The sequence below is a fragment of the Acidovorax sp. GBBC 1281 genome (assembly GCF_028473645.1).
GTDB lineage: Bacteria > Pseudomonadota > Gammaproteobacteria > Burkholderiales > Burkholderiaceae_C > Paracidovorax.
This window is the reverse complement of record NZ_CP097269.1, coordinates 5,659,775-5,677,870: the sequence shown is the minus strand read 5'-3', so window position 1 is coordinate 5,677,870 and position 18,096 is coordinate 5,659,775. Positions and strand designations below refer to the sequence as shown.

15 protein-coding genes and 1 riboswitch are annotated in these 18,096 nt (G+C 71.1%); of the genes, 7 read left to right on the top strand and 8 right to left on the bottom strand.

The features are described from left to right. Window positions 1-23 precede the first annotated feature (23 nt). A complete protein-coding gene (locus M5C96_RS26650; protein ID WP_272566382.1) occupies window positions 24-389 on the bottom strand; it encodes an RNA recognition motif domain-containing protein in 366 nt (121 codons plus the stop codon). Between the two features lie 224 nt (window positions 390-613). Continuing rightward, window positions 614-811: riboswitch (yybP-ykoY riboswitch) on the top strand. Between the two features lie 10 nt (window positions 812-821). Between M5C96_RS26650 and M5C96_RS26645 the strand changes: the two genes are divergently transcribed. The 7 genes from M5C96_RS26645 to M5C96_RS26615 all read left to right on the top strand — a co-directional run bounded on the left by M5C96_RS26645 (window position 822) and on the right by M5C96_RS26615 (window position 9,689). Then, complete coding sequence (locus M5C96_RS26645) at window positions 822-1,388, top strand: TMEM165/GDT1 family protein (protein ID WP_272566381.1); 567 nt, start codon at window positions 822-824, stop codon at window positions 1,386-1,388. Window positions 1,389-1,548: 160 nt separating this feature from the next. Further along, entirely contained in the window at window positions 1,549-2,739 is a 1,191-nt protein-coding gene (metX, locus tag M5C96_RS26640; protein WP_272566379.1) for a homoserine O-acetyltransferase MetX, read from the top strand. Next, window positions 2,736-3,320 carry a methionine biosynthesis protein MetW gene (metW, locus tag M5C96_RS26635; RefSeq protein WP_272566378.1) on the top strand — a complete coding sequence of 195 codons (585 nt, stop codon included), beginning with the start codon at window positions 2,736-2,738 and terminating at the stop codon, window positions 3,318-3,320. Before metX ends, metW begins: the two co-directional genes overlap by 4 nt. A 372-nt stretch (window positions 3,321-3,692) precedes the next feature. Further along, entirely contained in the window at window positions 3,693-5,669 is a 1,977-nt protein-coding gene (locus M5C96_RS26630) for a methyl-accepting chemotaxis protein (RefSeq protein ID WP_272566377.1), read from the top strand. A gap of 173 nt (window positions 5,670-5,842) precedes the next feature. Continuing rightward, window positions 5,843-7,063 carry a GGDEF domain-containing protein gene (locus tag M5C96_RS26625; protein WP_272566376.1) on the top strand — a complete coding sequence of 407 codons (1,221 nt, stop codon included), beginning with the start codon at window positions 5,843-5,845 and terminating at the stop codon, window positions 7,061-7,063. Window positions 7,064-7,143: 80 nt separating this feature from the next. Beyond that, entirely contained in the window at window positions 7,144-8,640 is a 1,497-nt protein-coding gene (locus M5C96_RS26620) for a M20 family metallopeptidase (protein WP_272566375.1), read from the top strand. A 152-nt stretch (window positions 8,641-8,792) separates the two neighbouring features. Continuing rightward, on the top strand, window positions 8,793-9,689 hold the full coding sequence (locus M5C96_RS26615) for an alpha/beta hydrolase (protein ID WP_272566374.1): 897 nt from the start codon (window positions 8,793-8,795) through the stop codon (window positions 9,687-9,689). Window positions 9,690-9,748: 59 nt separating this feature from the next. Here the strand turns inward: M5C96_RS26615 and M5C96_RS26610 are convergent, their stop codons facing one another. The 7 genes from M5C96_RS26610 to M5C96_RS26580 form a co-directional block, all read right to left on the bottom strand. Further along, window positions 9,749-10,492 (bottom strand): SOS response-associated peptidase, encoded by a 744-nt coding sequence (locus tag M5C96_RS26610; protein WP_272566373.1) that lies wholly within the window; start codon window positions 10,490-10,492, stop codon window positions 9,749-9,751. Next, entirely contained in the window at window positions 10,489-11,688 is a 1,200-nt protein-coding gene (locus M5C96_RS26605) for a GGDEF domain-containing protein (protein ID WP_336297876.1), read from the bottom strand. Before M5C96_RS26605 ends, M5C96_RS26610 begins: the two co-directional genes overlap by 4 nt. A gap of 189 nt (window positions 11,689-11,877) precedes the next feature. Continuing rightward, window positions 11,878-12,321, bottom strand: a complete 444-nt coding sequence (locus M5C96_RS26600) for a GNAT family N-acetyltransferase (protein ID WP_272566372.1) — start codon at window positions 12,319-12,321, stop codon at window positions 11,878-11,880. Between the two features lie 14 nt (window positions 12,322-12,335). After that, on the bottom strand, window positions 12,336-15,170 hold the full coding sequence (locus M5C96_RS26595; protein WP_272566371.1) for an ATP-binding protein: 2,835 nt from the start codon (window positions 15,168-15,170) through the stop codon (window positions 12,336-12,338). A gap of 23 nt (window positions 15,171-15,193) precedes the next feature. Next, entirely contained in the window at window positions 15,194-15,889 is a 696-nt protein-coding gene (locus tag M5C96_RS26590) for a hypothetical protein (protein ID WP_272566370.1), read from the bottom strand. A 9-nt stretch (window positions 15,890-15,898) separates the two neighbouring features. Next, on the bottom strand, window positions 15,899-17,308 hold the full coding sequence (locus tag M5C96_RS26585) for a hypothetical protein (protein ID WP_272566369.1): 1,410 nt from the start codon (window positions 17,306-17,308) through the stop codon (window positions 15,899-15,901). 24 nt (window positions 17,309-17,332) lie between these two features. Next, entirely contained in the window at window positions 17,333-18,067 is a 735-nt protein-coding gene (locus M5C96_RS26580; RefSeq protein ID WP_272566368.1) for a 16S rRNA (uracil(1498)-N(3))-methyltransferase, read from the bottom strand. Window positions 18,068-18,096 lie beyond the last annotated feature (29 nt).

Genomic DNA, 18,096 nt, shown 5'->3' with positions numbered 1-18,096 from the left:
TTTGAAATGCTGTCAGCGTGAGCTTAGTAGCTGCTGCGGCCACCGCCGTAGCCACCACCGCCGCCGAAACCACCGCTGCGGCCGCCACCACCGCCGTAGCCGCCGCCGTTGCCGCCACCACCGCTGCGGGGGGGACGGGGTTCCATCGGACGGGCTTCGTTGACCACGAGGTCACGGCCGCCGAAGTTTTGACCATGCGCGCCTTGGATGGCGGCTTGCGCTTCGGCATCGCTGCCCATTTCGACGAAGCCGAAACCCTTGGAGCGGCCGGTGTCACGTTCCATCATGACCTTGGCGCTTTGCACGGCGCCGTACTGGCTGAACGTTTGTTGCAGGTCGTCGTCGCGGAAAGAATAGGGCAGGTTGCCCACGTAGAGTTTGTTGCCCATGAAGGACTCCTAAAAAAACAAGAAAACGCGATGGAGCCTGACGCAATCAACAAACCTGTGACGACTTCAAAGACGCGAAACCGACCAATCACCGCTACTTGCGTTCCTGCTTGGCAGAAAGGCAAGGCCCATTATTAACCATCTATTCGGGGTCCAAGCACGAAAATTGGCGCGTCTGCAACGTTTTCATTGGGTATTTACCCGAAGGCTGGAAGCGCATCGTTACAATCGGCCCGTCTTTGGGGAGTAGCCCGCCCGGCGCACAGACCGCACGGGGGCATGCATCAACAAACTCGGGCCTGCGCGGCCTGTGGTGCATGCGGTTCCATCGGAACTGGGCGAGACCATTGACTGCACACCGATCCCAAAGGCCGGCGTCGGGGTGCAGTCAATGCTCTGCGACCTGTCCGGCCGGACAACTCCCTGCCCCCAATGGAAGCCTTTTTCGTTTCGACCGCCATCGTCGCCCTCGCGGAGATGGGCGACAAGACCCAACTCCTTTCCCTCGTTCTCGCGGCGCGTTTTCGCAAGCCCTGGCCGATCGTGCTCGGCATCTTGGTCGCCACGCTGGCCAACCACGCGCTGGCCGGCGCCGTGGGCGCCTGGGTGACGACCGTCGTGGGGCCGCAGGTGTTGCGCTGGGGTCTCGGGCTGTCGTTCATCGCGATGGCGGTGTGGATGCTCATCCCCGACCGGCTGGACGACGACGCATCGGGCGGCGCGCCGCGCTTTGGCGTGTTCGGCACCACGCTGATCGCGTTCTTCCTGGCCGAGATGGGCGACAAGACCCAGGTCGCCACGGTGATGCTGGCCGCGCGCTACAGCGCCTACTGGTGGGTGGTGGCCGGCACGACGCTGGGCATGATGCTGGCCAACGCGCCCGTGGTGTGGCTGGGCGAGCGCATCACGCGGCGGGTGCCGATCCGCGCGGTGCACATGGTGTCGGCGGTGATCTTCCTCGCGCTGGGGCTGATCGCGCTTTTCGCACCCGCGGCCTGAACGCGCACGGGCCCATGGCCGGCGGGCCCGGGCTTTGGTATAGTGCCTCTCGCGCCGATTTGCATAGCTTGCGGGCGCTTTATAAATACCGCTAAAGACCCGTCCGCCAAGTGACAGACACACCGACCCGGCCTCGTTTTTAGCGACGCCGGGTTTTTTCATGTCCTTCATTGCCACGCCCCAGTCCCTGCATTTCGCCGACGCGCTGCCGCTGCAGGGCGGCGGTGCCATCCGCGACTACACCCTCGCCTTCGAGACCTACGGCACGCTCAACGCCGACCGCTCCAACGCGGTGCTGGTGTGCCATGCGCTGAACGCCTCGCACCACGTGGCGGGCGTGTACGAGGGCCAGCCCAAGAGCGAGGGCTGGTGGAACAACATGATCGGCCCCGGCAAGCCGGTGGACACGAACCGCTTCTTCGTGATCGGCATCAACAACCTGGGCTCGTGCTTCGGCTCGACCGGCCCGATGGACACGCACCCGGACACCGGCGAGGTGTACGGCGCCGACTTCCCCGTGGTCACGGTGGAGGACTGGGTGAACGCCCAGGCCCGCCTGCTCGACCGGATCGGCGTGCAGCAGCTCGCGGCGGTGCTGGGGGGCAGCCTGGGCGGCATGCAGGCGCTGTCGTGGGCGCTGCAGTACCCGGACAGGGTGCGCCATGCGGTGGTGGTGGCCAGCGCCCCCAATCTCACGGCGGAGAACATCGCCTTCAACGAGGTCGCGCGCCGGGCCATCGTGACCGACCCGGATTTCCATGGCGGACACTTCTACCGGCACGGGGCGATCCCGCAGCGCGGCCTGCGCATCGCGCGGATGATCGGCCACATCACCTACCTGTCGGACGACGTGATGAACGAGAAATTCGGCCGCCAGCTGCGCCAGACGGTGATGGAGGAAACGCTCCCCACGGCGGCCGCCACCGGCGCGCCTGCCGCGCACGGCGGGCCCACGGGCTACCGCTACAGCACGCAGGACATCGAGTTCCAGATCGAGAGCTACCTGCGCTACCAGGGCGACAAGTTCAGCGAGTATTTCGACGCCAACACCTACCTGCTGATCACCCGCGCCCTCGATTATTTCGACCCCGCGCTCGCCTACGGCGGCAACCTCACGCTGGCCCTGGCACGCGCCACGGCCCGGTTCCTGCTGGTGAGCTTCACCACCGACTGGCGTTTCTCGCCCGCGCGCAGCCGAGAGATCGTGAAGGCGCTGCTCGACAACCGCCGCGACGTGAGCTACGCCGAGATCGATGCGCCGCACGGCCACGATGCCTTCCTGCTCGACGATGCGCGCTACATGGGCGTCGTCGGCTCGTATTTCGACAGCATCGCCAAGGAGTTCGCATGACCGAGAAAGCCACCATGCATGCGATTTCCCGGCTGGTGCCGCACGGCTCGCGGGTGCTGGACCTGGGCTGCGGCGATGGCGCGATGCTGTCGTACCTGCAGCGCGAGCGCGGCTGCACCGGCTACGGCATCGAGATCGACGATGCCAACGTGCTCGCCTGCGTGCGCCGCGGGGTGAACGTGGTGCAGCTCAACCTGGAGGAAGGGCTGGCGATGTTCGGCGACAACTCGTTCGATCTGGTGCTGCAGATCGACACGCTGCAGCACCTGCGCAACACCGAGGTGATGCTGCGCGAGACGGCCCGCGTGGGCCGCGCGGGCGTGGTGGCGTTTCCCAATTTCGCGCACTGGCCCAACCGGCTGTCGGTGCTGCGCGGGCGCATGCCCGTCACGCGCCGGCTGCCGTACCAGTGGTACGACACGCCCAACATCCGCGTGGGCACGTTCAAGGACTTCGAGGTGCTGGCGCACAAGAACGCCCTGCGCGTGATCGACGCCTTCGGCCTGCAGGACGGCCGCGAGGTGCGTTTTCTGCCGAACGCCCTGGCGGGCACGGCGGTGTTCCACTTCGAGCACGCCTGACGGGCGCGGGGCTGCGGCCCGGCGGGCGACTTGCCGAGGCATGGGGGTTGCGTCGGGCGCTGTCCCATGTGCCCGGGGCTCCCCTGCACCGGGTTGCGACACCGCAGAAGTGTCACAAGTGCTACAAAACGCATGAAAATCCGATTGCTATTATTTATGCAGCAACATGCCCTAGAAGGAAATGCGCTGAAGGCATTTTTTGCCCCCGAAAGTGCCGCGGCCAAGCAGGCTAAATCCTTCAATACATAGGTTTTTCCCTTAAAGGAATGCCTTCATCCTGCCAAAGTTACGGTTGCTTACGATGGGGCCGGCGTCTTCCGCAGCGCATCCGCCCCTTCTCCCTCCCCTGCGACCAAACCCGAAAAAACCGCCATGACCCCATCTGTCCGCACCCGATCGGTTGCCCGCCGCGTCACCCTGCTGGCGTTGGCGCTCGTCGCCCTCGCCCTGATCGCGGTGAGCATCGCGATCTCGGTCATCACGACGAAAGCCGCACGCACCCAGATCACCGAAGGCGTGCGCGATGCGGTCGATGCCGTGGGCCAGTCGCTCAACGCGGTGGACGAGGCCAACCGCGAACTGGTGCGCCGCTCGGCCCAGGCGTTCCAGCGCGGCTTCGACCCCAGCATGCAGCTGGACGAGGCCAGCGGGCAGCTGACGAGCTTCGGCATCGCGGTGAACGCCGATTACGGCACGGTGGACAAGTTCAGCCAGGACACGGGCGGCGTGGCCACGGTGTTCGCGAGGAAGGGTGAGGACTTCATCCGCATCACCACCTCGGTGAAGAACGAAAAGGGCGAGCGCGCCCAGGGCACGCTGCTCGACCGGGCGAGCCCCGCCTACCCGCCCGTGCTCGCGGGCCAGCCCTACACGGGCCGCACCATGCTGTTCGGCAAGCCGTATATGGCGCACTACGCGCCGGTGAAGGACGCGGCAGGCAAGGTGATCGCCATCCTGTTCGTGGGCAACGACCTGTCGGCCTTCCAGGAGCAGATGCAAAAGCAGGTGGCCAGCATGCAGTTCTACGAGCACGGCGGCATGTACGTGATCGATCCGCGCAAGGGCCCGCAGGACGCGGTGTTCGTCGCGCACCCCACGGCGCGTGGCAAGAAGGTGCTGGAGGCCTATCCGGGCGCGGCCGATTTCCTCGCCGCCCTGAACGCCAGCGCCGACGGATTCGTGCCGCAGGCCGCCGCGCTGCTGCCCGCTCAGGGCGCGGACCCGTGGGCCTTGAGCACCCGGACCGGCTCGGGCTGGCAGGTGGTGGCCGAGGTGTCCGACCACGAGGCGCTGGCCAGCCAGCGGCGCGCGATGGGGGCAGTGTGGCCGGTGATGGCCGTCGCCCTGGCGGTGGTGGGCGCAGGCATCTTCGCGATGGTGCGCCGCGGCGTGAGCGAGCCGCTGCGCGAGCTGACCGGCGCCGTGACGCTGGTGGCGCAGGGCGACCTCACCCAGGCGTTCGAGACGCGCCGCGCCGACGAGATGGGCGCCTTGGTGCGCGAGGTGGAAGGCATGCGCCAGCGCTACCTGCAGGTGCTGCAGCAGGTGCGCACGGCGGTGGACAGCATCACCACGGCCAGCGCCGAGATCGCCACCGGCAACCAGGACCTGTCGGCGCGCACCGAGAACGCCGCCAGCAGCATCGCCCAGACGGCGCAGAGCATGGAGCAGCTGACGGGCACGGTGCGCCAGTCGGCCGATGCGGCGCGGCAGGCCAACCAGCTGGCCGGATCGGCCGCCGAGGTGGCCCAGCGCGGCGGGCGTGTGGTGGGCGAGGTGGTGTCCACCATGGCCGACATCGATGCCAGCTCGCGCAAGATCGCGGACATCATCGGCGTGATCGACGGCATCGCCTTCCAGACCAACATCCTCGCGCTGAACGCCGCCGTGGAGGCGGCCCGTGCGGGCGAGCAGGGCCGCGGCTTCGCCGTGGTGGCGAGCGAGGTGCGCTCGCTGGCCGGGCGCAGCGCCGAGGCGGCGCGCGAGATCAAGGCGCTCATCGGCAGCTCGGTGGCCCGGGTGGAGGCCGGCACGCGGCTGGTGGAGGACGCCGGGCGCACCATGGGCGAGATCGTGGGCTCGGTGCGGCAGGTGGGCGACATCATCGGGGAGATCACCGCCTCGGCGTCCGAGCAGTCGGACAGCATCGTCACGGTCAACACGGCCGTCAACCAGCTCGACCAGATGACGCAGCAGAACGCCGCGCTGGTGGAGGAATCGGCCGCAGCGGCGCAAAGCCTGCGCGACCAGGCGTCGCAGCTGGCGGATGCCGTGCAGGTGTTCCGCCTGACCACGGCGCAGGCCACGCCGCTCGCCCAGCCCGCCCGCCCCGCCCTCGCCGCGGGCTGAACGGAACGCGCCCCCGCCAGCGGCGCCCGGCCGGCCGGCCGGCCGGCCGGACAGTGCGTGCGGCGCGCGCTGGGGCGCATCGCGGCGCCGAGCGGCGCAAACAGCCGGCCGGGGCGGTGGTATATGCTGCGGCCCCCGAGCTGCCCTGGCCGGCACGCCCCACCGCACCCGACATGCCCACTTTTGCCATCGATCTGCCCACGCTGCTGGCGATGACCGTCATCGGTTCCGTCGTCATGGCCGCCTGCCTGGTGCTGGTCGGCCACGAGCGCCGCCGCGACGGCCTGGGCCTGTGGGCCGCCGCCCTGGTGCTGCAGTCGCTGGCCTACGTGCTGCTGGCCCTGCGCGGCCGCGTGCCGGACATGCTCTCCATCGTGGCCGCCAACGGCCTGCTGTCCAGCGTGTTCGCGTGCCTGCTGGCGGCCGTGTGCCAGTTCCACCGCCGCCCGCTGCCCTGGGGGCGGCTGATCGGGCCGGTCGTGCTCACGCTGGCGCTTTTCATGGCGTTCCTGCAGGACTACGGGATGCGCCTGGTGCTGGCGGGCGTGGTCTTTCCCGCGCAGCTGGCGCTGGTGCTGTGGACGCTGTGGCGCTTTCCGTCGCCCGGGCGCGGCGCCGGCCTGGTGGCGCTGGGCATCGTGCTGCAGATGTCGGTGCTGGTGGTGCGCGCCACGGCCGCGGCGACGGGCGCCATGCCGCTGAACGGGCTGCTGCAGGGCGGGTGGCTGCAGCACGCCACGTTCCTGTCCACCTTCATCGCCGTGCAGGCCTCGTCGTTCGGTTTCATCTTCATGGCGCGCGACCGCGCCGACGACACCAACCGCCGCATGGCCGCGCGCGACCCGCTCACCGGCGTGGCCAACCGCCGCGCGGCCATCGCCGCGCTGGACCGCGACATCGCCCGGGCCATCCGCACGCGCGAGCCGCTGTCGCTCATGATGGTGGACATCGACCACTTCAAGCGCATCAACGACGGGCTGGGCCACCTCGTGGGCGACCAGGTGCTGTGCCGCGTGGTCGATGCCATGGGCGAGCGCCTGCGGGCGCAGGACATGATCGGGCGCTATGGGGGCGAGGAGTTCCTCGTGGTGTTGCCCGACACGCCGCTGCACGGCGCACGGCAGCTGGCGATCCAGCTGTGCCGGGCGATCGAGCAGACGCGCTTCGACCTGGGCGGGCACACCGTGCCGGTCACGCTGAGCATCGGCGTGTTCGGCGGGCGCATCGAGGAAGGCGACAGCTGGGACATGCTGATCGCCGCCGCCGACCGCGCCATGTACGAGGCCAAGCGCAGCGGCCGCAACCGCGTTGCCGTCGCGGGCGATCTGCGCGGGGTGGTGCCCGCCTCCGCACTGCACGACAATCCGGAAACCCTTCCTCCACCGGAGCGGTGAACTGCAACGCACCGGCGCGCCCGCCGGATGCCGCGGCCGGTGGCAGGCTCTTTTCCTGGAACGCCCCCCGAGGAACCGCCATGAACGCCCGCACCGCCCCCGACCTCCTGCAACCCGCCGAAGCCCTGGCCCACGTCAGCCGCCAATGGGACGGCGACATCCTGCGCCAGCTCACCGAATACATCGAGATCCCCGCCAAATCGCCCGGCTTCGCCCCCGACTGGGAGCAGCTCGGATACCTGGACCGCGTGCTGCGCAATGCCGCGAGCTGGGTCGAAGCGCAGAAGGTGGCGGGCCTCACGCTCGAGATCGTGCGCCTGCCCGGCCGCACGCCGGTGCTGTTCTTCGAGGTGGCCGCCACGCAGCCCCAGTCGGGCCAGACCGTGCTGATGTACGGCCACCTGGACAAGCAGCCCGAGTTCGAGGGCTGGCGCCGCGACCTGGGCCCGTGGACGCCCAAGTACGAGGACGGCAAGCTCTACGGCCGCGGCGGCGCCGACGACGGCTACGCGGTGTATGCCAGCATCGCCGCCGTGCAGGAGCTCAAGCGCCAGAACGTGCCGCACCCGCGCATCGTCGGCCTGATCGAGACCTGCGAGGAAAGCGGCTCGGGCGACCTGCTGCCCTACATCGACCTGCTGCGCACGCGCTTAGGAAGCGTGGCCCTGGTGATCTGCCTCGATAGCGGCGCCGGCAACTACGACCAGCTGTGGCTCACCACCAGCCTGCGCGGCATGGCCAGCGGCACGCTCAAGGTGGAGATCCTCACCGAGGGCATCCACTCGGGCGATTCGTCGGGCCTCGTGCCCTCGTCGTTGCGCATCATGCGGCAGGTGCTGGACCGGCTCGAGGACAGTGCCACCGGCCGCCTGCTGCCCGCCAGCTTCCACTGCGACGTGCCCACCGACCGCCTGGCGCAGGCCCGCGCCACCGCCGGCATCCTGGGCGAAGAGGTGTACAAGCGCTTTCCCTGGGCGCACTACGACTGCGGCGGCTCCACCACCTTCGCGCTGCCCACCACCACCGACCCGGTGCAGGCCCTGCTCAAGCGCACCTGGGAGCCCACGCTCAGCGTGACCGGCGCCGAGGGCTTTCCGGCCCTGAAGGACGCGGGCAACGTGCTGCGCCCCTACACCGCCTTCAGGCTCAGCCTGCGCCTGCCCCCGCTGGTGGACGCCGCGCAGTGCGTGCAGGAGATGAAGGCGCTGCTGGAGGACAACGCGCCCTACCAGGCCAAGGTCACCTTCGAGGGCGGCGGCGCGGCCAGCGGCTGGAACGCGCCCGACACCGCGCCGTGGTTCGAGGGCGCGCTCAACGCCGCCAGCCAGGCCCACTTCGGCGCGCCGTGCGGCTACATCGGCCAGGGCGGCACCATCCCGCTCATGAACATGCTGAGCCAGGGCTTTCCGAAGGCGCAGATGATGGTCTGCGGCGTGCTGGGCCCCAAGAGCAACGCGCATGGCCCCAACGAGTTCCTGCACGTGCCCTACGCCAAGAAGCTCACCGCCGCCGTGGCGCAGGTCATCGCCAGCCTGCCGCCCGCCGGCGCGCAGGACAGCACGGCCGCGGCCGCCTGAAGCCGCTGCCCGCCGCCACCGTGGCCGCGGCCATCGCCAGAACCCGCCCGCGCCCCGGCGCGGGGCGCACGGGCTGACGCCGGCCGCGCCCACCCCCTTTCCCGCGCGCGCCACCATGGCGCGCCTTTTCCGACAAGCCCCCGCCCCATCGCATGGTCGATCCCGACGCCCCCTCCACCCTCAGCCCCTTCACCGCCGCCGATGGCGAGAACCTCGCCCTGCAGGACTGGCCGCTGTCCCACGCCGACGCGCGCGCCACCGTGCTGCTGGTGCACGGCCTGGGCGAACACGTGGGCCGGTACAACCGGCTCGCCCGGCGGCTGAACGCCTGGGGTTTTGCCGTGCGCGGCTACGACCAGTACGGCCATGGCGAATCGGGCGGGCTGCGCGGCGCCCTCACGCCGCCGAACCGGCTGATGGTGGATCTGGCCGACATCGTCGATGCGACGCGGGCCCGGATGCCGCCCGGCCAGCCGCTGGTGCTGCTGGGCCACAGCCTGGGCGGGCTGGTGGCGGCGGACTTCGTGGCGCAGGCGCTGCGCCCCGTGGATGCGCTGGTGCTTTCCTCCCCCGCGCTGGACCCGGGCCTGAGCTGGACGCAGAAGTTCCTGGTGGCCACCCTGCCCCGCGTGCTGCCGAACCTGCGCCTGGCCACCGGGATCGACCCCACGCACCTGTCCCACGACCCCGCCGTCGTCGCGGCCTACCGCGCCGACCCGCGCTGCCACGACCGCGTCGGCGCCGGGCTCGCGCGCTTCATCGCCTACACCGGCCCGGCCGTCGTGGCCCGCGCCGCGCAGTGGAGCGTGCCCACCCTGCTGATGTGGGCGGGGGCCGACCGGCTGGTCAATCCCGCCGGCAGCCGGGCCTTCGCCCGGGCCGCCCCGCTGGGCGTGGTGCACGCGCAGGAATTCGCCCTGGCGTACCACGAGCTGTTCAAGGAAAGCCCTGAGCACGCCGCGCCGGTGTTCGCGGCCTTGCAGCAATGGCTGGACGCCCGCTGCCCCCGCGCCAGCGGCCTGGAGCCGAATCGGGCTCCAGCACAATAACCACTAGGGCATAGTGCTATATTTTTAATAGCAACCTACAGGCATTGCGCCGGTCCGGGTCACAGGAAAGCGGGAGGCCCCTTGTCGGCCTTGCTTTCCACCGGGTTGGCCAGCAGCCAGTTGGCCGGGTACTGGCGCATGAACTCCCGCGCCTTCTCGGGCCGGGCCGACAGCCAGGCGCCGTACGCGCCCTCGTTGAGCAGGGCCGGCATGCGCTTTTCGCTGCCGGGCGGCTGGTAACGGTGGATCAGCGCATGGCTGTTGGCGTTCACGGTGAGCACGGTGTAGCTGACCAGCTCCTCGCCCTCGGGGCCGGTCCAGCGGGCCCACAACCCCGCCGCGGCCATCGGCAGGCCATCGACGCGCGCGATGCGCGTGGGCACGGCCTTGCCGCTGCGCCAGTCGTCCTCGAAAAACGCCGCCATGGGCACGATGCAGCGCTGGCCTTTCAGCCACGCCTCGCGGAATGGCGTGGCGGTGGAGACCGTCTCGGAGCGCGCGTTCACCAGCTTGGGGGCGCGCAGCCGCCCGTCGGAGGCCGATTTCACCCAGTGCGGTACCAGCCCCCACTGGGCGTGCACCAGTTCGCGCGCCAGCCGGGGGGCGCCTTCCTCATCGGAACCGGCATCGGGATCTGCCCCGGCCGCCGATTCGGTATCGCCCGGCGGGGGCGCCACGGCGCGGATGAAGAAGCCGGGCTTGCGGGGCTTCACGTAGCGTTCGCCGCGCGTGTCCGGCGGCTCCACGCCGAAGGCCTCGCGGTAGGTTTCGGGCAGGGGCAGGGTCTCGTAGCGCGTGGTCATCCGGGGATCGTACCTGCGGCCCCGGCCGCCCCCGCCCCTTCCTCGCACGGGGCAGCCCAGACCGCCCGGTCGCGCCCCTGCGCCTTGGCCGCATAGAGCGCGCGGTCCGCCCGCTCCAGCGTCTGCTCGATCGACTCGCCCACCACGTGCTGCGCCAGGCCGATGGAGACGGTCAGGTGGATCGGCGCCGACCCCGGATGCGTGAGCCGCAGCGCCGAGACGGTGCTGCGCACCCGCTCCAGCAGCGCGCTGGCATCGGCCGGCTGGGTGTTGCACAGCATCAGCACGAACTCCTCGCCGCCCCAGCGCGAGAGCACGTCGGAGTCGCGCACGCTGGCTTTCACCGAGCGGGCGAAGGCCTGCAGCGCGCGGTCGCCCGCCGCATGGCCGTGGGTGTCGTTGATGGCCTTGAAATGGTCCAGGTCCAGCTGCACCAGCACCAGCGAATGCCCGCTGCGCGCGGTGCGGCGCTGCTCCAGCCGCATCAGCTCGATCATGTGGCGGCGGTTGAGCAGCCCGGTCAGCTCGTCGTGCGTGGCCAGCTCGCGGATGTGCTCCAGCGCCTCGGCCAGATCGTGCTTTTGCTGGCGCAGCTGCTGGCGCGTGGCCTGCACCCGCGTGGTGAGGAAGGTGCTGCCCAGCAGCACCACGAAAATCATGATCCCGTAGGCGGCGGCCATCGCGGGGCCCTGGTGCAGGTCCTCGCGCAGTTCCAGCAGCACGCCCCCGGCCCCGAACGCCGCCAGCGAATAGAACAGCACCCCCACCATCTGCCGCGTGGACAGCCCGAAGATCCCGAACATCAGGATCACCGCCAGGATCGGCAGCGTGATGCCCCGCGCCGGCCCCGCGATCACGAAGGCCGCGGCGTTGCAGGCCACGGCATAGAGCATCTGGAACAGCGTGAGCGAAGGGCCGCGAAAGCGCCGCGACACCCCGCTGCGGATCAGCGCGAACACCCCGATCAGGCCCGAGACGCAAAACACCGTCCACGTGTTGACCCATTGCACTTCCGCGATGCCCGCCCGGGCCACGATGTGCATCGCCGCCACGCAGCACAGCATGAGCAGCCCCGCCAACCCCGCCATGGCCGAGCGCACGCGCAGGCGCCGCTCGGTGCCCAGCAGCCCATCGAGCACGCGGGAGGGGGTACGGAACAGGGCGCGGTCGCGCCATCTCGCAAGCCGTGGCGGCAAGGGATCTCCTCGGAGTGGGTCGCAGGCCAGGCCGGCCATCGGGCGGCCCACGACGCCGCCGGGTGGGCCAGCACCGATGGTGCCTGCGGAATTCTAGGAGTCCTGTCGCCTGCGCGGCCACCCGGCATGGGAGGGTTTATACCCATCCCTCTGGCCCGGCCTTGCAACGCGGGCCCTGCCCTGTCGCTGTCAGGGGACGGCCGCGAGCCGTTTCTTCATCGACGGTGCCGGGTGGAGCACATAGCCCCCGCGCTCGTAGAACGCGATGGCCTCGGGCCGTGCGTCCAGGAACACCACGTCCATGGCGCGCGCCTGCGCATCGGCTTCGGCGTAGGCCATCAGCGCCCGGCCGGCGCCGCTGCCCCGCACGGCGGTATCCACCACGAGGTCATCGACATGCAGGTAGGCCCCGCGTGCCAGGGTCTGCACGGGCCGCATTCCCATGACCCCGACCAAGGCGCCGCCCTGGTAGGCGCCCACGAGTTCATAGCCGGCGCACGACTGCTGGCGCACGCGCCGCAGAAACTCGGCCTCGTCCAGCGCGCGCAGCTGCGCCATCACCGGATGGGCGTCCTTCCACTGCGCAGGCAAAAGCCTCCGGATTTGCAGGGCATCGTCGGGGTCTTGGGTCATGGCAATGGCATCTTTCATGCGGGCACCGGCTCCAGCACCGGCACGCCGCGCCGCTTGGCCACCGCGATGGGCGGGGCCCAGCGCGAGCCCTGGGGTTTCTTGCTGGTCACCAGGGTGATCTCGGCGGGCTCGAAGACTTCCAGGTTGTGGGTGATGGGCGTGGTCAGCACGTATTGCGCCTGGGTGGAGCGCAAAAAGTGGCCGACCAGCTGGATGTTGCGCACGTCCAGGTGGGCGAAGGGCTCGTCGATGAACACGAAGCCGCCCGAGCCGCTTTCCTCGTCCTTGAGCAGGCCCACGAGCAGGATGAGCGACTTGATGACCTGCTGGCCGCCCGAGGCCTCGCCGTCGTTCATGCCGATGCTGCCCTTGCCGTCGAACGCGAAGTGCACCTTCAGGCCCGCCTGCGCGAGCACGGTGTCGTCGTTCTCCAGCAGCGGCAGGTCGGCCGCCACCTCCACGCCGGCGAGGGCGCCCAGCTCCTGGATGTTCTTGCGGTAGCGGCGCACGGTGCTGCGCAGCACCTCGATGTAGCTCTCGCGCGCGTTGTGCACGGCGGTGCCGGCCTGGGCATTCTTGGCCTGGTGGTCCGACAGGCTCAGGGTCTGCTCGCGCACGGTGGTCTCCATGCGGCGGTGGCGCTCCTCCACCGTGGCGTCCTGCTCCCAGGTGTTGTGCTCCAGCTCCTGCTCCACGGACTGCAGCCGCAGGCGGGCCTGGGTGTCGTTGACGTATTCGTCCACCAGCGCCTCGCGCGTGGCCGGGGCGATCCAGCGCGGCGGAAAGCCGTGGCGCTGGCGCTGGCTGTGCCCCGCCGCGGCCACGTGGTTGCGCCGGCGGGCGGTCCATTCGTGCGCGGCGCGGTCGCTGTCGCTGCGGGCGCGCTGCAGTTGCTGCTCCAGCCGCTGGTGCTCGTCGGCGAAGGCGCGGTGGCGGTCGTGGGCGCGGGTGGCCTCGGTGTCCAGGCGCTGCCAGCGCTGGGCGGCGGCGATGCGTGCCTGCCTGGCCGTGGGCAGCACCTCGCGCGCCTGGGCGAACTCGTCGCTGCGGCGCGCCAGCTCTTCGGCGGCGCTGTGGCCTTCGAGCGCGCGGCGGGTGTCGGTGATCTGCCGCTTGAGCGCCAGCACGCGGTCCAGCACGGGCGCGAGCTGCGCATCGATCTGGGCCGCGTCGCGCTCGGCGGCGGCGCGGCGGGCGTGCACGGCCGCGGCGCCGAACTGGTGCTCGCGCGGTTCCACCCACATGGAACGGGCGCCGCGCCCGTCGTGCATGTAGGCCTGCGGCGTGATCCAGGTGCCGCCCAGGCGCTTGCCCTCGCGCGGATCGGCCACGCAGCGCAGCTGCTGCATCTGCTGCACCAGCCAGCGCGGCACGGGCGCGGTGAAGCGCACGTGGGACAGCAGCGTGCCGGGATCGCCCTTCAGGGCCTTCTCGCCCGGGCCGACGAGGTAGTGGCGGTAGCGCTCGCGCTCGCCGATCTCGTAGGCCTCGGCCAGGTCGCTGTCCTTGTCCAGCAGCACCACCCAGCGGTGGCCGCGCAGCACGCCTTCGATGGCGGCGCGCCATTGCTCGTCGGCCACCTCGACCACCTCGGCCACGAACCGGTGGCCGATGCCCTGGGCCACCAGGCGCTTGCGGAACTGCTGCACCTCGTGCGGCAGCGGCGGCAGGTGCTGGCCTTCCAGGGCCTGGAGGGCCTGCTGCGCGAGCTTGCGCCGCTGCTGCAGGGCCGATCGCTCGTCCTGCGCCTCGGCCTCTTCGGCCTGCAGCCGGGCCAGGTGGGACTGCAGTTCGTCGGCGTTGCTGCCCTTGTCCACCAGCGCCAGCAGCTCCTGCTCGCGCTTGGCGAGTTGCTCCAGGGGCGATTCGTGGCGCGTGGCGTCGTCCAGCGCGGTGCGGGCCTCGTCGCGCTCGGCCAGCAGCCGGGTGGCGTCGGACTGGGCGCGGGCGCTTTCCTCGATCAGGGTGAGCAGGCGCTTGTTCTGCACGGCCTGGTCGGCCAGGGCGCTGCGGTGCTGGGTCTTTTGGCGGCGCAGTTCGCGCGCCTGCTTGGCCAGGGCCTCGCGCTCGCCGTGCCAGGCCAGCACGGGCAGCACCTCGGTGGCCAGGCGCCCGCGCTCGGCCACCTTGAACTGCCAGCTCTGGTAGCTGGCCACGCGGTTCTGCAGCTCGGCCAGTTGCGCGCGGCCGTGGTCCAGCTCGCGCTCGGCCTGGGCCATCTCGCGCACGAGCTGCTGCTGGTGCTCGCGCGCCTGGTCGTAGGCATCGAGCACCTGCTGGTCGCCGAACACGTCGAACACCAGGCGCAGCAGCTCGCGCGGGCTGAATTCGCACAGGCGGTCGGTCTGGCCCTGCTCCAGTGAGAGCACGCGGGCGATGGCGGGCGACAGGCCCGCCGCGCCCAGCACGCGGCCCCAGGCCTCCACGCCCATGAACCCGAGGTCTTTCTCGGGCGTGTCGCGCAGCTGTTCAATGCCCACGTCGCCGTCGAGCAGGCAGTAGCGGCGCTGCCAGTCGCCACCGTTGCGGTCGATGCGGCAGGCCAGCGTGACCTGGTCGCCGTACAGCAGGCGCCGCGCGAACGGGCGGCTGGAGGTCTGGCGGCCCTGGGGCCGGTTGTCCACCACGGCGCGCAGCCAGGCGGTCTGCGCGCCGGCGTGGCGCGCGTAGGTGCGGTAGTCGCGCGGGGCGGAGCAGCGCAGGCCCAGCAGGGTGCGCATGGCATCGAGCAGCGTGGTCTTGCCCGAGCCGTTGGGTCCGGCGATGGTGATGATGGACGCATCGAGCGGCAGGGCCACGCGCTGGCAGTAGTCCCAGTGGACGAGTTCGAGGGTTTGCAGGTGGAACATGGGGGCGCGGGGTTCGTCGTCGGTCAGGCGGCGGGCGCCGGGGTGGGGTCCGTGGCGGGCTCGGCAGCAACCGGCGTGGCGGCAGCGGCCTCGCTGCGCTCGCGCGCCAGCACGTCGGCCAGGGCGCCGTCGAGGATGCGCGGAGCCATCACGTCGTAGTCGAGCAGCACGTCCAGCAGCGGGCCTTCGGCGATCTCGTCCTGGCGGCGCAGGATGAAGCCGTGGCGCTCCAGCAGCTTGAGGTTGGCATCGAGCCGCATCTTCTTGCCCAGCTGGTTGCCGTAGTCCTCCAGCAGGGTCTTGTACGACAGCACGGGGCTCACCAGCCGCGCGGACGGCAGCGGCTTGGCGCCGGGGAACATGTCGTTCTGGCCCTCGTCGGCCTGCTCCACGCGGCTGGTCTGGCGCTCGCGTTTCGGTAAAACGATCAGCGCCCACAGCACCACCAGCAGCGCCTGCGCGTCGCGCGGCAGGTCGAGGTTGTTGTTGGCGTTGACGCCAGCCTCGCCCAGCACGGCGGTCTGCGCGGGCGGCAGCAGCGCCACGCTCACGTGGTCGGCGTAGATGCTGTCCATGAAGCGCAGGCCCACCTGGGCCAGGCGCTGCTCGACCAGGGCGAAGAGTTCGGCATCGACCAGCGCACGCTTGACGCGCGGGTGGCTGCGCGGCAGCCAGCGGCGCGTGAGGAGTTCGGCAATCAGCAGGGCGGCATCGTCCATAGGGGGTCTTCAAGGGGTCTCGGGGCTGGGGTTCGGCGAAGGATCGGGCGCGGTGGCGGCCTTGGCCGGTGCGTCGGCCGGCACGGCGGTGGCGGGCACCATGCGGCCCTGGCTCAGCAGCTCCACCTGCGGGTGGTCGATGGCCTCGGTGGCGGCGTCCCACTGCACGCGCCAGGGCAGGCGCGCCAGCGCGCCCGTGGCGCCCGGCAGCACGCCGGCCTGGGGGTCGCCCAGCAAGGGCAGCAACTGGGCCTTGTAGGCCACCTGGGCGTAGCGGGCATCGGCGGGCGTGGCGCCCAGCAGCGCGGCGGCCACGCCGTGGGGCACGGCATCGCCCGCCTCCATCGACCAGCCCTGCAGCAGGGCCGACAGGTCGCCCAGCTCGCTCGGCAGGGCCACGGCGGTGAGGTTGCCGGCGGGCGCCGGCTGCGCGCCGGGCAGTTCCTCGGCTGGGCCGGCAACGGGGCGGTCGCGTTCGAACTCGGCCTCGGTCACGTCCAGCAGCTCGTGCGGAGCCAGGGCCGACAGGCCCGCGGGCACGCCCAGGGCGCCGTCCAGCAGCGCATGGGGCGAGCGCACGGTCTGCAGCCAGCGCTTGACGTCGGTGCTGGTGATGCCGGTGGTGCCCAGCGTCACGCGCTGGCGGTCCACCTGCTGCAGCGCGCGGTTGAACTGGCTGGCCATGGCCAGCAGCCGCGACTGGGCCTGCCCCAGCCCGCGCGCGGCGCGCTCCAGCGCGATGTGGCCGTGCGCGTGGCCGATGATGGCGGTGATGGCCTCGGAGGCGCGGTCGATCAGCACCGCCGCGCGGTCGTAGCGCTGGCGCGCGGCGCGCAGGCGGAACTCCGACCCGCTGGCGATGGCGTCGGCGAATTCGCCGTGCAGCCGGGTGAGCTGCGCCTGCAGCAGCTGCACCTGGCCCGCATCGAGCGCGCCGAGCTGGTTGGCGCCCACCACCTGGCCGAGCAGCGCGGCCAGCTCGCCGCCGTCCTCGTCCCCGCCGCCGTCGCTGGCCAGGGGCGCCAGCAGGCCGGCCACGCGCTGCGCGAGCGGCGGCAGCGCGTAGGTGCGGGCGCTGTCGTCCCAGGCCAGCAGGCCCACGTCGCGAAAGCGCTTGAGCACGGTGTCCAGCGCCTCCGGGCGCAGGGCGTGGAAGATCTCGTCGATGCGCTCGCGCGCCAGCGTGGCCTCGCCCTGGCGCGCCAGCTGCAAAAAAGCCCACAGCCGCAGCTGCACCAGCGCCGCCGGGCCGTGGAACAGCCCGCTCAGCGCCTGGGTGACGGCCTGCTCGCGCGCAATGCGCCACAGCAGGGCCGAATCGCCCGCCGCATCGGCATCCCGGAAAAAGTCGAACAGCCCGCCCTCGTTCTCCGCCCCTCCAGGCCACGGCGCCTCGGCCGCCAACACAGTGCTCTCCATGCCGTCCTGTTCAGTGTTCCGTCGTCATTCGAAGGCCAGCTGCGCCAGCGCGGCGACCGAAGCGGTCTCGGCCCGCAGCACGCGCGCGCCCAGGCTGGCCGGCGCGAAGCCGTGGGCCAGCGCCAGGTCTTCCTCCTGCGCGGTCAGCCCGCCCTCGGGGCCGTGCAGCACCTGCACGCGGCCGGCGGCGCCCGCCGCCTCGCGCAGCGGGCGGGAGCCGTCCCGCAGCGACAGCACGAGGCGCGCCAGACCGCCCTCCAGCGCGCGGGCCTCGGCCGCCTGCGCGCGCAGCCAGTCGGCCAGGGCCACCGGGGCATACACCTCGGGCACCCGGTTGCGCCCGCACTGCTCGCAGGCCGCTACAGCGATCGCCTGCCAATGGGCCTGGCGCTTTTGCGCCCGCTCGCCCGACAGCTTGAGCACGCTGCGCGCGGCGGCCACCGGCTGGATGCTGGCCGCGCCCAGTTCGGCGGCCTTCTCCACGAGCCAGTCCATGCGCTCGTTGGCCGGCATGCCCACCACCAGGTGCACGGCGCGCGCGGCCTCGCGCTCCACGGGGTCGTGCGCGCCGACCTCCACGTCCACATCGGAGCGGCCCATGCGGGTGATGGTGGCGGCGTATTCGCCCCCGCGCCCGTCGAACAGCGTGATCGCGTCGCCGGGCTGCAGGCGCAGCACCTGCACGTGGCGCGCGGCCGAGGGCGGCAGCGCCAGCGCGGCGCCGCCCGCCAAGGGCAAGGGGCAATGGAAACGGGGCATTTGCTACTATTTTTATAGCTACACGCCCT

What these genes read in the sequence shown, in the direction of transcription:
- M5C96_RS26625 (WP_272566376.1), top strand. Translation starts at nt 5,843, where the DNA reads ATGCCCACTTTTGCCATCGATCTGCCCACGCTGCTGGCGATGACCGTC.
- M5C96_RS26645 (WP_272566381.1), top strand. Translation starts at nt 822, where the DNA reads ATGGAAGCCTTTTTCGTTTCGACCGCCATCGTCGCCCTCGCGGAGATG.
- M5C96_RS26620 (WP_272566375.1), top strand. Translation starts at nt 7,144, where the DNA reads ATGAACGCCCGCACCGCCCCCGACCTCCTGCAACCCGCCGAAGCCCTG.
- M5C96_RS26600 (WP_272566372.1), bottom strand. Translation starts at nt 12,321, where the DNA reads ATGACCCAAGACCCCGACGATGCCCTGCAAATCCGGAGGCTTTTGCCT.
- M5C96_RS26580 (WP_272566368.1), bottom strand. Translation starts at nt 18,067, where the DNA reads ATGCCCCGTTTCCATTGCCCCTTGCCCTTGGCGGGCGGCGCCGCGCTG.
- M5C96_RS26630 (WP_272566377.1), top strand. Translation starts at nt 3,693, where the DNA reads ATGACCCCATCTGTCCGCACCCGATCGGTTGCCCGCCGCGTCACCCTG.
- M5C96_RS26650 (WP_272566382.1), bottom strand. Translation starts at nt 389, where the DNA reads ATGGGCAACAAACTCTACGTGGGCAACCTGCCCTATTCTTTCCGCGAC.
- M5C96_RS26590 (WP_272566370.1), bottom strand. Translation starts at nt 15,889, where the DNA reads ATGGACGATGCCGCCCTGCTGATTGCCGAACTCCTCACGCGCCGCTGG.
- M5C96_RS26610 (WP_272566373.1), bottom strand. Translation starts at nt 10,492, where the DNA reads ATGACCACGCGCTACGAGACCCTGCCCCTGCCCGAAACCTACCGCGAG.
- metX (WP_272566379.1), top strand. Translation starts at nt 1,549, where the DNA reads ATGTCCTTCATTGCCACGCCCCAGTCCCTGCATTTCGCCGACGCGCTG.
- M5C96_RS26595 (WP_272566371.1), bottom strand. Translation starts at nt 15,170, where the DNA reads ATGTTCCACCTGCAAACCCTCGAACTCGTCCACTGGGACTACTGCCAG.
- M5C96_RS26615 (WP_272566374.1), top strand. Translation starts at nt 8,793, where the DNA reads ATGGTCGATCCCGACGCCCCCTCCACCCTCAGCCCCTTCACCGCCGCC.
- metW (WP_272566378.1), top strand. Translation starts at nt 2,736, where the DNA reads ATGACCGAGAAAGCCACCATGCATGCGATTTCCCGGCTGGTGCCGCAC.
- M5C96_RS26585 (WP_272566369.1), bottom strand. Translation starts at nt 17,308, where the DNA reads ATGGAGAGCACTGTGTTGGCGGCCGAGGCGCCGTGGCCTGGAGGGGCG.